A 13279-nucleotide genomic window follows, 5' to 3' on the forward strand; every position below is an offset into this window, starting at 1 on the left:
CCCTGTCCGATCCCCGGGGTGAGGGGGGACAGTGGTCTGGCTGCGGCAGCCGGAGCCCCGGCGGAGCACCGGCGATCGATCGATCGGCCGGCCGGCCCGGTGGCTCGGAAGAGTTCGGCTTAGTACCAGTGGTGGGTCTGCCAGAACGACCAGGCGGCGTTCGGGCTGCCGTAGCGGGAGTTCATGTAGTCCAGCGCCCACTTGATCTGGGTCTTCGGGTTGGTCTTCCAGTCCGCACCGGCGGAGGCCATCTTCGAGCCCGGCAGCGCCTGGGCCAGGCCGTACGCGCCCGAGCTGGGGTTGGTCGCGGTCACGTTCCAGCTGGACTCGTGGCTGATGATCTGGCTGAACGACGCGAGCTGGCCGGCCGGCACGATCTGGGCGGCGAGGGCCTGCGGGGACGCGGTCGCGGCCGAGGCGGTGGCGGGCACCAGGCCGGCGCCCAGGGCGGTCAGACCGGCGGCGCCGGCGAGAAGAGCGGCGGAAGTACGCATACGGAGCTTGAAAGCGGGCATGAAGGAGAAGACCTCAATCGGGTTGGGCCGGTGTCACGCCCCGCCTCGACCGTTGGCCGGACAGGGGCCGATACGGTCGCGGGGCGTGACTCGGCAGTAAGCCGTGCTCCGGCGGGACAGGTGCCGGAGCGGCTGGCGACTGAGCCATTGTTGCCAGACGGGATCGGCCGTCGCCAAGACCCCCTCGCTACGACCGGGCGTCGTAGCCGGGGTCGTGCCGTGGATTCGAAGGGTCCTCCGGAGCCGCCTGCGGCGTGCCCGCGGGCCTGGGCGGATCCGCGATCGGCGGCCGACCAGAGTGGCTGTCCCGAGAACGACTACCGCCCGTCGTGGCGGCCTTTCGTGTGTGAGCGCACTCACCGGCGGGCCACCGGGGCCCGTCACGGACCGGTCCGGGGGAACCACTACGGGTACAGACGATCTGAGAGCGGCGCCACACAGGTGCGCCCCTCGGTGGCCGCCCCGACGGCCCGGACCGGGTCCCGCCGCCCGGGCTCCTCAGCCGCGCGGGCGGACGTGCAGGTCCAATCCGCCTGTCCCCGGCGCCTCCACACCCGGCATCAGCCGCATGTCGCGGCCGTAGTCACCCCCGACGAGCGACCGGAACGGGACCGGCTCGTCGGTGAAGAGCCCGTCGAGCCGTCGGCCGTACGCCTCCTTCGCCGCCTCGAAGCGCTCCTCGGACAGCTCGTTCGCGTCGTACACCGCGAACGGCTCCAGCGGTGCCATACCGGTGAACCAGAAGAGGCCGTGCTGGACCGGGTGGAGCACGTCCGCCAGCCGGCCGTGGATGCCCCGGTCGAGGAGCGACGTCTCCCGGGCGCCCGCCGTCACGGACATCAGCGCGCGCCGGCCCGCCAGGGCGGAGTCCCGGGTGTAGGGGGGAGGCAGGGCCGGGCCGTAGCCGAATCCGGCGGTGAACACCCGCTCGATCCAGCCCTTCATGATCGCGGGGGTCGAGAACCACCAGAGCGGGAACTGCAGGATCACCGCGTCCGACCAGCGCACCTTCTCCTGCTCCGCGGCGATGTCCGGCGACAGCCGCCCGGCCAGCGTGGCCCGCTCCGAGGCGGCCATCACGTGCAGCCGCTCGTCCGGCGCGTGTGCGGGGAAGTCGTCGGCGTCCAGCCCGGCCTTCCACTTCATCGCGTAGAGGTCGGACTGCCGGACTTCGTGCCCCGCGCCGCGCAGGCGGTCGACCGCGAAGGCGGTGAGGGCGGTGTTGAGCGAGCGGGGGTCCGGGTGGGCGCTGACGACGAGGATCTTCTGCTGCTGCGGCGTGGCTGCGGTCATGTCGTACACGCTCTCCCGGGCGCGGCCGGGCAGCCAGAACCCTGGTCAACCGGAGGACCGGTGATCCTGGTACCGGGAGGGCCACCCATACTGGACGCCAGGAAACGGGGGGCGGGATGAGGCACACGGACACGACGACGGACGGCACGGGCGGGGGCGGCGGCGGGGTGGAGGCGGCCGGGGCGGTCGGGGCGGTCGACGGGGTCGGCGACACCCGGCGGGCGCTCGGCGGTTTCCTGCGGGCCCGGCGCGGCCGCGTCGCTCCGGAGGACGTCGGCATCGCCGGCGGCCGTCACCGGCGGGTCCGCGGGCTGCGCCGCGAGGAGCTGGCCCAGCTCGCCGGGATCAGCGTCGACTACTACGTCCGCCTCGAACAGGGCCGGGCCACCCAGCCGTCCACCGAGGTGCTCGACGCGCTCGCGCGGGCGCTCGGCCTCGACGCCGCCGAGCGTCGGCACCTCGCCACCCTGGCCGGAGCCCGGCGCGGCACCGCGCCCGCGGCGCGGGTCAGCCCGCAGCTGCGGCGGCTCCTGGACGCCGTCGTCCACTTCCCCGCCTTCGCGACGACCCCCCACCTCGACGTGGTGGCCTGGAACGCGCTGGGCGCCGAACTGATGGGCGGGCTCGGCACACCCGGCGGCCGGGACGGCAACAACGCCAGGTACCTGTTCTGCGACCCCGCCTCCCGGGACGTCCACCCCGAGTGGGAGGACCGGGCCCGCGAGGCCGTCGGCCAGCTGCGGGTCTCCGCCGGGAGCTACCCGGACGACACGGAGCTGGCCGCGCTGATCACCGAACTGTCGGCGCGCAGCGCGGACTTCCGGCGGATCTGGGCCACCGGCGAGATCGTGGTGTGCGGCGCGGGCCGCAAACGGCTGCGGCACCCGGTGGCGGGGCTGCTCACCCTGGACTACGAGACGCTGCACGTGCCCGCCGCACCGGGCGAGACGGGCCTGGTCGTGCACGTGTTCAGCGCCGCGGAGAACAGCCCGGAGGCCGCCGCGCTGGCCCGGCTGGCCGAGGCCGTGGCGGCGTCGCAGCAGGAGCGGGCCGCCGGGCCGGTGCGGTACTCCGACGCCTGAGGCGTCCACGGCAGGGCGCCGGGAGCGCCCCCCGGAGCCTCGCACCCGGCGCCTTCCCACCTCCCCTACCGCACCGCCCGGTGCCCCGGGCGCGAACGCGGACCGCACCGGATTCGCCGCGGAGGAAGCGGTTCCGGCCCGGTCCGGGCTCAGGAGGGGTGAGGAGGTGCTCATGGGAGAAACGAAGACCGACCGGGACGACGAGTTCCAGGCGTTCATCGTCGGGGCCTGGCCACGGCTGCTGCGTACGGCGTACCTGCTGGCCGGGGAGCAGTACGCGGCCGAGGACCTGGTGCAGTCCGCGGCGGAGAAGGCCTGCGCGGCCTGGGGGAAGGTCCGCCGGGCCGAGGACCCCTACGCCTACGTGCGGCGGATCCTGGTGAACCAGCACGCCCGCCGCTTCCGGCGCCGCCCGCCGGAACTGCTGGTCCACGCCGTGCCGGAGACGGCGGGCGAGGAGGACGGCTACGCGCGGTCCGACCAGCGCTCGGCGTTGCTGGCCGCGCTCGCCACCCTGCCGCCCCGCCAGCGCGAGGCCGTCGTGCTGCGCCACTGGGAGGACCTGAGCGACAGCCAGGCCGCCGTGGCGATGGGCTGCTCGGTGGGAGCGGTGCGCAGCCAGGCGGCGAAGGGGATAGCGAGGCTCCGAGAGGTCTCGGTGCTGAAGGAACTCAAGGGCATGACACACGTCGGAGGTGCGGTATGAGCATGCGTGGCAACGACCGGACGGGCGCCGCGGGCGCGACGGACGACGGCGACTCGGCGGTGTGGGTCGGGCTCGGGCTGGCGGAGGCCGCGGCCGGGGCGCGGGTCGGAGCGGTGCCGCTGCCGGAGATCATGGCGGGCGGTCGCCGGTTGCGGCGGCGGCGCCGGACCCTGGTGGGGGCGGTCGCGCTGGGCACCGTGGTGGTGCTGGCCGGCGGCACGACGATGGGTCTGCACGGAGCCGCCGCCGGCGGCACGTCGGTGGGGGCGCTCGCCCCGGCCGGGTCCGGGACCGGCGGCGGCACCGGTGGCGGCCCGGCGGCCGACACCTCCACCACCACGGCCCCGCCGACGGCGGCGGTCCGCGACCCCTTCACCCCGGCCCGGGCGGTGGTCGCCCAGGGCACCGCCGACGGCAAGGAGTGGAAGCTCTGGATCGCGCTCTGGCCGCTCGCCCGGCAGGACCAGGCCTACCAGCAGGCCCAGGCGATCTGGCAGGAGCGGCACGCCGTGGACCCGGAGCTCACCGCGCCGACGGAGGAGTTCGTCAAGCAGTACTGGCAGCCCCGGGACGACGTCACGAACACCTACTTCACGGTGGACGGCGTGCGCCTCGGTCATGACTCCCAGGGCAGCGTCCCGGCGCCGTCCGCGCCCGCGACGCCCGTCGACACGGTGGGTTCGCTCAGCGGGGGCCTGGTCGGCCACCGGGGCAAGGGCGACACCGTGGCCCCGCTCGACGTGGTGTCGGCGCGGCTCGACCCGAACGTCGGCCGGGTGACGGTGACCTGGACGGACGGCACGACGTACGAGCCGCAGCCGGTCACCGTGGGGGACTCCCCGGTGCGCTGGATCGCGGTGGCCCGGCCGGCGGGCAAGGCCGCGCAGTCGTGGCAGCTCTTCGACCGCGACGGCGTGCCGATGAAGGGCGGTGACCACGTCGACTTCCTGAAGTGAGGCCGGACCCGCCTCCCGGGTGAGCCACGGCCTGTCCGACCGTTCCCGCCGCGCGCCGATGCGGCGCGACTGGTCAGTGAGTCCTAGGCGGAGCCGCCGCGGGCCGGGTCGACGAGCAGGTCCCCGAGCCGGCGGTGGCGCCGGGCGCGGGCGGTGAGCCGCTCGGCCTCCGGTACTCCGACGAGTGCGGTGAGCGCCGCGCCGACCGCCCGGCCGAGCCGGTCGCAGAACGCGGCCGGCTCGTCGGCGGCGTCCGGCCGTTCGGGCACCACGGCGTCGACCAGGCCGACCGCCGCCAGGTCGGCCGCGCCGATTCCCTGCGAGCGGGCGAGGTCGGCGGCGTGCGCGCCGTCCCGGTGGACGATCGCGGAGGCGCCCTCGGGCGGCAGCGGCGCGAGCCACGCGTGGCCGGCGGCGAGCACCCGGTCGGCGGGCAGCAGGGCGAGGGCGCCGCCGCCCGAGCCCTGGCCGAGCAGCACTGCCAGCACCGGCGTGCGCAGGGCGAGCAGGGTGGTCAGGCAGTGCGCGATCTCGACGGCGATGCCGTCCAGTTCGGCCGCCGCGGACAGCTCGGCGCCCGCCGTGTCGACGACGGTGACCAGCGGCAGGCCGAGCTGCTCGGCCAGCCGGGCGCTGCGCCGCACGGCCCGCAGGTCGGCGGCGGTGAACGGGCGTTCGTGGTCCGGACCCTGCCGTTGCTGCCCGACGATCAGGGCGGGCCGTCCGTGCAGGACGGCGAGGGCCCGGACCAGGGCGCCGCCGCGGCCGCCGGGCGCGTCCAGCAGGACCAGCTCGTCGGCCGTCCGGCGCAGCAGCTCGCGCGCCCCCGGCCGGTCGGGGCGGCGGGTGCGCCGCACGGAGTCCCAGGCGTCCGGCTCTCGGGCGGTCGCGGTGTCGGGCGCGTTCGCGGTGTCCGGTGCGGTCACGGTATCCGGTGCGGGTGCGGCCTCCGGTACGGGTGCGGACGCGGACGCGCCGTCCGGCGCCGTCGTGGCCGGGGCCAGGACGGCCAGCGACCGTCGCAGCACCTCCCGCAGGTCCTCCGGCGCCACCACGGCGTCCACCAGGCCGCGCCCGGCCAGGGTCTCCGCGAGCTGCACGTCCGCGGGCAGCTCCACGCCCCGCAACTCCTGGTACACCCGGGGCCCGAGGAACCCGAGCCGGGCCCGCGGCTCGGCGAACACCAGCTGTCCCAGCGTCCCCCAGGAGGCGAAGACCCCGCCCATGGTGGGGTTGCGCAGGTAGCTGAGGTACGGCAGGCCGGCCGCGCGGTGGGCCTGGACGGCGGCGGTGATGCGCAGCATGCAGAGGAAGGCCGCCGACCCCTCCTGCATCCGCGTCCCGCCCGAGACCGGCAGGGCGACCAGCGGGAGCCGCTCGGCCGTCGCCCGTTCCACGGCCCGGGTGATCCGTTCCGCGGTGGCCACCCCGATCGAGCCGCCGAGGAAGCCGAACTCGGAGGCGACCAGCGCCACCGGCCGGCCGGCGAGCAGCCCGACCCCGGTGATCACCGCTTCGTCCACCCCGGTGCGTTCGCGCGCCCGGGCCAGTGCGGCCAGGTAGTCGGCGTCGGCCGACTGCGCCCCGACCGGCTCGTCCCAGCTCCGGAACGAGCCCGGGTCCACCAGCAGGCCGATGAGTTGACGTGCCGTCAGTGAACTTCCGGTCCCCACAACCCACCCCGCCGTCCGAGCCGTCCGCATCGACAAGATCCACCCTACGCAGCGGCCGACCAGCCGTCCCGGACCGACGGGCGGGTGTGACCGGGTCGACAGCTTCGGGGGCGGGGGTTGCGCGCGCCGACCGCGTCGACCGCCGTGCGCCGGCTCAGCGGAGCGCGGCGGCCTCCTCCCGCCGGGGCACGGCGGCGTGGTCGGCGTGGTCGGCGCGGCCGGCGCGGGCCGGGCGGCAGGCCCGGTCGTAGCGGTCGGCGACCAGGCGGGCGAGCGCGTCGTGCGTGCCGAGCGGGGCGCTGGTCCACCGGGCGGCGGTGCCGGCCGCCCGGTCGGCGAAGAACCCCGGGCCGAGCAGGTAGGTGGCGACGGCGACCTCGCGGTGGCCGGCCGCGTGCAGGGCCTCGACCGCCTCCTGCGGAGTCGGCCGGGCCGCCGAGAGGTAGGCGGGGACGACCGGCCGGCCCTCGCCGAGCCGGCGGGCGAGCAGCCGCGCTGTCCGGGCGGTGTCCGCGGCGGCGGCCGGGTCGGAGGAGCCGGCCGCCGCGAGCACCACCGGTCCGGCGCCGGCCGGGCGGCCGCTCTCGGCGAGCCGGTCCGCCAGGGCGGCGGCCAGCAGCGGGCTCGGGCCCAGCGCGGGGGCGAGCCGGACGTGCGGCAGACCGGCATCGGCCAGCGCGCCGGGGATGTCCACCCGCAGGTGGTAGCCGGTACCGAGGAGCAGCGGCACCAGGACGGCGGGCTCGCCGGCGGTCAGCCCGTCCAGCGCGGTGGGCAGGGAGGGCGCGGCGAGGTCCAGGAAGCAGCAGCGGACGTCGAGTTCGGGGCGCAGCGCGCGGACCCGGGCGAGCAGCGCGCTGGTCGCGGCCGTTCCGGCCGGATCGCGGCTGCCGTGTGCGACGGCCAGCAGCACCGGGCGGCCACCGCCCGGCGCCGGCCGGACCGCCGGCCCCCGCACCGGGCTCATCACCGGCCGGGCCCGGGGACCGTCGCCGGGCACCCGGTCCGTCAGGTTCCGCGGGGCCGCGTCGGTCGTCCGCTCCGGCCCGTTCCGCCGCGCGGCTGTCCGGCGCATCAGGCCGCCGCCAGCCGGTAGCCGCGCTTCGGGACCGTCCGGATCAGCCCGCCGTGCGGCCCGAGCGCGGCCCGCAGCCGGCCGATCGCCGCCTCGACCGCGTGCTCGTCCGCCACCGCGTCCACCCAGACGGTGCGCAGCAGTTCGGCCCGGCTGAGCACCCGGCCCGGCTGTTCGGCGAGCGCCCGCAGCACGGCCGCGCCGCGCGGGCTCAGCCAGTGGCTCTCGCCGTCGACCAGTACGGCGTTGCCCTGGAGGGTCAGCAGCCTTCCGGCGAGGGCGAGTTCGCGCCGGTTCCGGCCGGGCAGTGTCTCGCCGAGGTAGCGGACCAGGGAGCCCAGCCGGCCGCGCTCGGGGAACAGCACGGGCAGGCCGAGGTCGGCGAACGGCCGGGCGCAGAGCGCGCCGACGCAGACCGGCAGGACGTCGCCGCGCAGGGCGTCCAGCAGCGGCTCCCGCAGTCCTTCGGCGGTGGCCGTCTCCACGAAGGCGCTGACGGCCGGGGCGCTGGTGAAGGTGAGCGCGTGGACCTGCCGCCGGACGGTCTGCTCGACCAGCCGCCGTACCGGCGTCGGGTCGTCCGGGGCCTCCCAGCGGTAGACCGGTACGGAGATCACCTCGGCGCCGCGCTCGCGCAGCGCCGCCGCGAAGGCGTCCAGCCGGATGCCGTGCTCCTGGATGGCGACCCGACGGCCGGCCAGCGGGCGGGCGAGCAGCCAGGTGAGCAGCTCGTCGGTGGCCTCGGAGCCGGGGGAGAAGGCCTCGTCGAGGCCGCTCGCCCGGACGGCGCCGGTCGCCTTGGGGCCGCGGCTGAGCACCACGGCGCTGCGGCAGGCGTCGGCCAGGGCGGCACCCCGGCCCCACCCCTCGGCGGCGCTCATCCAGCCGCGCCAGCCGACGCCGGTGGTGGCCACCACGTAGTCCAGCGGGGCGGCCAGGCAGAGTTCGGTGGCCCGGCGCAGGGCGAGGTCGTCGGCCAGCGGGGTGATCCGCAGCACGGGGGCCTCGACCACCTGGGCGCCGCGCCGGCTGAGCAGGGCGACCAGCTCGTCGCGGCGGCGGGCCGCGGTCACCCCGATCGTGAAGCCGGTCAGTGGGCCGGGGGGTGTGCCGGGACGCGGGCCGGTGGGGGTGGGGGAGGTTGCCATGGGCGCAAGGGTGCTTTCTCCGCGTTACGGCGGGGTTGCCCGCCGGTCACCCGGGCGTAAGCGAAACCGGCCCCCCGGTTACGGCTGATGTCCTGCCGCGCACCCCGTCCCCCGGAGGCCGTGAGCGAGGCGTACCGCGCGCGCAACACGGGGGACCCGACCGCGAAACGACCACCGGTCAGATTCTTCGGCATGAGGACGGCGCCCGACGGGCCGCTCGCCGGACACCCGCCCCGCTCGCCGTACCCGGCCCACTCGCCGTACCCGCCCCACCCGCCGTACCCGCTCGCCCGAGCAGCCCCCCGCAGACCCCGCCACCCCGCACCCCCCGTACGACCCGAGGAGTACCGCGATGACGTCGCACTCGCCCGACCGACCAGGGGAGCTCGTCCTGGTCGGCCACGGCATGGTTGGCCAGCGCTTCCTGGAGGCCTGGACTGAGCAGCCCGGCGCCGATCGCTGGCGGGTCACCGTCCTCGCCGAGGAGCCGCGCCCGGCCTACGACCGCGTCCACCTCAGCTCGCTGTTCGACGGCCGGACGCCCGAGGACCTCGCGCTCTGCCCGCCCGGCTTCCTCGCCGAGTACGGCATCGACCTGCGCCTCGGCGACCCGGTCACCGCCATCGACCGCGCCGCCCGTACGGTCACCACCCGGGCCGGCCGGCAGGTGCGTTACGACGCCCTGGTGCTGGCCACCGGGTCCGCGCCCTTCGTGCCGCCCGTCCCCGGCCGGGACGCGGCCGGCTGCCACGTCTACCGGACCATCGAGGACCTGGACGCGATCCGGGCCGACGCCGAGCGGGCGACGATCGGCGTGGTGGTCGGCGGCGGCCTGCTCGGCCTGGAGGCCGCCGGCGCGCTGCGGGCGACGGGCCTGTCCACCCACGTGGTCGAGTTCGCGCCCCGGCTGATGGCCGTCCAGGTGGACGACGGTGGCGGGGCCCTGCTCCGCCGCAAGATCGAGGACCTCGGCGTGACCGTGCACACCAGTGCCGCCGCCGACGCCGTGGCGACCGGCCCGGAGGGCCGGGTGCGGGCGCTGAGCCTCTCCGACGGTCGCGAACTCGCCGCCGACCTGGTGGTGTTCTCCGCCGGCATCCGCCCGCGCGACCAGCTGGCCCGCGACTGCGGCCTGCCGGTCGGCGCCCGCGGCGGCATCGTGGTCGACGAGCGCTGCCGCACCGCCGACCCGGCCGTGCTGGCCATCGGCGAGTGTGCCCAGGCCGCCGACGGCCGGGTCTACGGCCTGGTCGCCCCCGGGTACCAGATGGCCGAGACCGCCGCCCGCGAACTGGCCGACCGCCCCGGCGACGGCTTCGTGGGCGCGGACATCTCCACCAAGCTCAAGCTGCTCGGCGTGGACGTGGCCAGCTTCGGCGACCCGCACGGCGCCGCCGAGGGCGCCGTCGACGTGCTCTACAGCGACAGCCGGCTCGGCGTCTACCGCAAGCTGGTGATCGGCGCCGACGGCGCGCTGCTGGGCGGCGTCCTGGTCGGCGACACCGACTCCTACGGCACCCTGCGCCCGCTCGCGGTGGCCGGCCGGCCGCTGACCGTCCCGCCCGAGCAGCTGGTGCTGCCCGCCGGGCTCTCCACCGCCGGACCGGTCGCGCTGCCCGACGAGGCGGTGCTCTGCTCCTGCCACAACGTCACCCAGGGGGCGGTCCGCGCCGCCGTCCGTGAGCAGGGCTGCGACAGCGTCGCCGCGGTCAAGAAGTGCACCCGGGCCGGCACCGGCTGCGGCAGCTGCGTCAAGCAGCTCGGCACCGTGGTCGGCGAGGAGCTGGCGGCCGCCGGGTTCGCCCCGCAGACCGGCCTGTGCGAGCACTTCGCGCAGACCCGCGCGGAGCTGTACGAGATCGTCCGGGTCACCGGCATCACCGGCTTCTCCGACCTGCTCGACCGGTACGGGCAGGGCGAGGGCTGCGAGGTCTGCAAGCCGACCGTCGCCTCGATCCTGGCCAGCCTCGGCGGCGGCCACATCCTGGACGGCGAGCAGGCCGCGCTGCAGGACTCCAACGACCACTTCCTCGCCAACCTGCAGCGCAACGGCTCCTACTCGGTGGTGCCACGGGTGCCCGGCGGTGAGATCACCCCCGAGGGCCTGATCACGATCGGTGAGATCGCCCGCGACTACGGCCTCTACACCAAGATCACCGGTGGCCAGCGGATCGACCTCTTCGGTGCCAGCGTGGACCAACTCCCGAGCATCTGGGCCAGGTTGGTGGACGCCGGCTTCGAGTCCGGCCACGCCTACGGCAAGGCGCTGCGCACCGTGAAGTCCTGTGTCGGCGAGACCTGGTGCCGCTACGGCGTCCAGGACTCCGTCGCCCTCGCGATCGAGCTCGAACTGCGCTACCGGGGCCTGCGCTCCCCGCACAAGCTCAAGTCGGCGGTCTCGGGCTGCGCCCGCGAGTGCGCCGAGGCGCAGAGCAAGGACTTCGGCGTGATCGCCACCTCGGCCGGCTGGAACCTCTACGTCGGCGGCAACGGCGGTATGACGCCCCGTCATGCCGACTTGCTGGCGGCCGATCTGGACCGCGAGACGCTGATCCGCACCATCGACCGCTACCTGATGTTCTACATCCGCACCGCCGACCGCCTGGAGCGCACCTCGGTCTGGCTGGACCGCCTGGAGGGCGGTCTGGACCACCTGCGCGCGGTGGTCATCGACGACTCGCTCGGCATCGCCGCCGAGCTGGACGAGCTGATGGCCCGTCACATCGGCTGCTACCAGGACGAATGGGCGGCCACCCTGGCCGACCCCGACCGGCTCCGGCGCTTCTCCTCCTTTGTCAACGCCCCCGGTACCCCGGACCCGGCCGTCACCTTCGTCCCCGAACGCGGCCAGATCCGCCCCGCCCGCCCCGGCGAGGTCGGGCGCGTCCTCACCACCCCCGCTCCGGTCCTGGTGGCCGGGCCCCGACTGGAGGTGCTCACCCCGTGACCGTGGAAATCCACGACGGCACCCGCTGGCGTACCGTCTGCACCCTCGACGACCTGCAACCCGGACGCGGAGTGGCGGTGCTGCTCGACGGCGAGCAGGTGGCCGTCTTCCGGGACCGCTCCGGCGGCCTGCACGCCCTCGACAACCGGGACCCGTTCAGCGGCGCGCACGTCCTCTCGCGCGGCCTGCTCGGCAGCCGCGGCGAGCGGCCCACCCTGGCGTCCCCGATGTACAAGCAGGTCTTCGACCTGACGGACGGCCGCTGCCTCGACGAGGAGACCGCCCCCGACGGCACCCCCGCCGTCCTCAGGCTCTGGCCGGTCCGCAGCGCGGTGGAGCCGGCGCCCGCCGCGGCCCGCCCCGCCGTGCCCGCCCGCCCCGCCGTGCCCGCCCGCCCCGCCGTGTCCGCCCGCGCCACCGCGCAGGCCCCCGCATGAGCGCCGTCGTCGAGACCGGACGCCCCGGCAGCAGACCCGCCCCGACCGTGCTCGCCGGCTGGGACCCGGAGGACACCGCGTTCTGGGACCGGACCGGAGCCCGGATCGCCCGGCGCAACCTGGTCTTCTCGGTGCTCTCCGAACACATCGGCTTCTCGGTCTGGAGCCTCTGGTCGGTGCTCGTGCTCTTCCTCGGCCCCGAGTACCACATCGACACGGCCGGCAAGTTCACCCTGACCGCCCTGCCCACCGCCCTCGGCGCGACGCTGCGCCTGCCGTACACCTTCGCGGTGGCCCGGTTCGGCGGCCGCAACTGGACGGTGATCAGCGCACTGCTGCTGCTCGTCCCCACCGCGCTGGCGGCGCTGGTGCTGACCCCGGGCGTGCACTACGGCACCCTGCTCGCGGTGGCCTGCGTCGCCGGGGTCGGCGGCGGCAACTTCGCCTCCTCGATGGCCAACATCAACGCCTTCTACCCGCACCGCCTCAAGGGCTGGGCGCTCGGCATCAACGCCGGCGGCGGCAACCTCGGCGTCCCGGCGGTGCAGCTGCTCGGCCTGCTGGTGCTCGCCACCGCCGGCGCGGCCCACCCCCGGCTGCTGCCGCTGCTCTACCTGCCGCTGATCGTGCTGGCCGCGGCCGGGGCCTGGTGGCGGATGGACAACCTCGCCGTCCCGCCGCGGGGCGAGGGCCGGGCGCTGCGCGAGGTCGCCCGCGACCCCTACGGCTGGGCGGTCTCCACCCTGTACATCGGCACCTTCGGCTCGTTCATCGGCTTCGGCTTCGCCTTCGGGCAGGTCCTGCAGGTGCAGTTCCACGACCGCTTCGACACCCCGGTCAAGGCTGCCGCGCTGACCTTCCTCGGGCCGCTGCTCGGCTCGCTGCTGCGGCCGGTCGGCGGGCGGCTGGCCGACCGCTGGGGCGGTCCGCGGGTCACCCTGGCCACCTTCGTGGGGATGGGCGCCGGCACGGCCGTCGTGCTGGCCGCCTCCCGGGCCGGTTCGCTGCCGCTGTTCCTCGCCGGCTTCGTCGCGCTGTTCGTGCTGAGCGGCATCGGCAACGGCTCGACCTACAAGATGATCCCGGCGCACTACCAGGACCGGGCCCGGGCGGAGGTCGCGGCCGGCGCCGATCCGGCCGGGGCCGAGGCCGACTCGCGCCGCCGGTCGTCCGCGCTGATCGGACTGGCCGGGGCGGTGGGGGCGTTCGGCGGGGTGCTGGTCAACCTGGCCTTCCGGCAGTCCTTCCTCAGCACCCACAACGGCGACGCCGCGTACCTCGGCTTCCTCGCGGCCTACCTGTTCTGCTCGGCGCTGACCTGGGCGGTCTGGCTGCGGCCCCGCGCGTCACGCTGACCGCGGTCGCACGGACCGGCCCCGGGGTGTCGCCCACCCCGGGGCCGGTCCGGTGCCCGGGCCCGGGCGGACGCGATTGCTAGGGTCGTCGC

General features: G+C 76.0%; 10 protein-coding genes and 1 pseudogene. 6 read left to right on the forward strand and 5 right to left on the reverse strand.

Going from position 1 to position 13279, the window contains the following annotated elements:
- Positions 1-119 precede the first annotated feature (119 nt).
- Positions 120-494 carry an aggregation-promoting factor C-terminal-like domain-containing protein gene (locus ACZ4UX_RS26065; protein ID WP_465708441.1) on the reverse strand — a complete coding sequence of 125 codons (375 nt, stop codon included), beginning with the start codon at positions 492-494 and terminating at the stop codon, positions 120-122.
- A gap of 519 nt (positions 495-1013) precedes the next feature.
- Positions 1014-1808: an NAD(P)H-dependent oxidoreductase gene (locus ACZ4UX_RS26070; RefSeq protein WP_352291734.1), complete on the reverse strand. Its 795-nt coding sequence runs from the start codon at positions 1806-1808 to the stop codon at positions 1014-1016.
- A 116-nt stretch (positions 1809-1924) separates the two neighbouring features.
- Between ACZ4UX_RS26070 and ACZ4UX_RS26075 the strand changes: the two genes are divergently transcribed.
- From ACZ4UX_RS26075 to ACZ4UX_RS26085, 3 genes are all read left to right on the forward strand, one after another.
- On the forward strand, positions 1925-2890 hold the full coding sequence (locus tag ACZ4UX_RS26075; RefSeq protein WP_465708442.1) for a helix-turn-helix domain-containing protein: 966 nt from the start codon (positions 1925-1927) through the stop codon (positions 2888-2890).
- A gap of 172 nt (positions 2891-3062) precedes the next feature.
- Positions 3063-3596, forward strand: coding sequence for a SigE family RNA polymerase sigma factor (locus ACZ4UX_RS26080; RefSeq protein ID WP_329490929.1), 534 nt, complete (start codon positions 3063-3065; stop codon positions 3594-3596).
- Positions 3593-4552 carry a hypothetical protein gene (locus tag ACZ4UX_RS26085; RefSeq protein WP_465708443.1) on the forward strand — a complete coding sequence of 320 codons (960 nt, stop codon included), beginning with the start codon at positions 3593-3595 and terminating at the stop codon, positions 4550-4552. Before ACZ4UX_RS26080 ends, ACZ4UX_RS26085 begins: the two co-directional genes overlap by 4 nt.
- Before the next feature lie 83 nt (positions 4553-4635).
- On the opposite strand, the gene ACZ4UX_RS26090 is transcribed toward ACZ4UX_RS26085, so the two are convergent.
- The 3 genes from ACZ4UX_RS26090 to ACZ4UX_RS26100 all read right to left on the reverse strand — a co-directional run bounded on the left by ACZ4UX_RS26090 (position 4636) and on the right by ACZ4UX_RS26100 (position 8448).
- Entirely contained in the window at positions 4636-6225 is a 1590-nt protein-coding gene (locus ACZ4UX_RS26090) for a carboxyl transferase domain-containing protein (RefSeq protein WP_465708444.1), read from the reverse strand.
- Between the two features lie 154 nt (positions 6226-6379).
- Positions 6380-7138 (reverse strand): sirohydrochlorin chelatase, encoded by a 759-nt coding sequence (locus ACZ4UX_RS26095; RefSeq protein ID WP_465708445.1) that lies wholly within the window; start codon positions 7136-7138, stop codon positions 6380-6382.
- Between the two features lie 161 nt (positions 7139-7299).
- Positions 7300-8448, reverse strand: coding sequence for a uroporphyrinogen-III synthase (locus ACZ4UX_RS26100; RefSeq protein WP_465708446.1), 1149 nt, complete (start codon positions 8446-8448; stop codon positions 7300-7302).
- 352 nt (positions 8449-8800) lie between these two features.
- Between ACZ4UX_RS26100 and nirB the strand changes: the two genes are divergently transcribed.
- The 3 genes and pseudogenes from nirB (at position 8801) to ACZ4UX_RS26115 (ending at position 13187) form a co-directional block, all read left to right on the forward strand.
- Positions 8801-11395, forward strand: coding sequence for a nitrite reductase large subunit NirB (gene nirB, locus ACZ4UX_RS26105; RefSeq protein WP_465708447.1), 2595 nt, complete (start codon positions 8801-8803; stop codon positions 11393-11395).
- Positions 11392-11724 (forward strand): annotated as a pseudogene (gene nirD / locus ACZ4UX_RS26110) (nitrite reductase small subunit NirD); the annotation flags it as partial. The gene nirB and the pseudogene nirD, both read left to right, overlap by 4 nt.
- Positions 11725-11828: 104 nt before the next feature.
- Positions 11829-13187: a nitrate/nitrite transporter gene (locus ACZ4UX_RS26115; RefSeq protein WP_359835998.1), complete on the forward strand. Its 1359-nt coding sequence runs from the start codon at positions 11829-11831 to the stop codon at positions 13185-13187.
- The last annotated feature ends 92 nt before the right edge of the window (positions 13188-13279 follow it).

It is taken from the genome of Kitasatospora sp. NPDC028961 (genome assembly GCF_055564815.1).

Coding starts and splice junctions, on each gene's coding strand:
- ACZ4UX_RS26065 (WP_465708441.1), bottom strand. CDS start 494: ATGCGTACTTCCGCCGCTCTTCTCGCCGGCGCCGCCGGTCTGACCGCC.
- ACZ4UX_RS26100 (WP_465708446.1), bottom strand. CDS start 8,448: ATGGCAACCTCCCCCACCCCCACCGGCCCGCGTCCCGGCACACCCCCC.
- ACZ4UX_RS26070 (WP_352291734.1), bottom strand. CDS start 1,808: ATGACCGCAGCCACGCCGCAGCAGCAGAAGATCCTCGTCGTCAGCGCC.
- ACZ4UX_RS26080 (WP_329490929.1), top strand. CDS start 3,063: ATGGGAGAAACGAAGACCGACCGGGACGACGAGTTCCAGGCGTTCATC.
- nirB (WP_465708447.1), top strand. CDS start 8,801: ATGACGTCGCACTCGCCCGACCGACCAGGGGAGCTCGTCCTGGTCGGC.
- ACZ4UX_RS26115 (WP_359835998.1), top strand. CDS start 11,829: ATGAGCGCCGTCGTCGAGACCGGACGCCCCGGCAGCAGACCCGCCCCG.
- ACZ4UX_RS26085 (WP_465708443.1), top strand. CDS start 3,593: ATGAGCATGCGTGGCAACGACCGGACGGGCGCCGCGGGCGCGACGGAC.
- ACZ4UX_RS26075 (WP_465708442.1), top strand. CDS start 1,925: ATGAGGCACACGGACACGACGACGGACGGCACGGGCGGGGGCGGCGGC.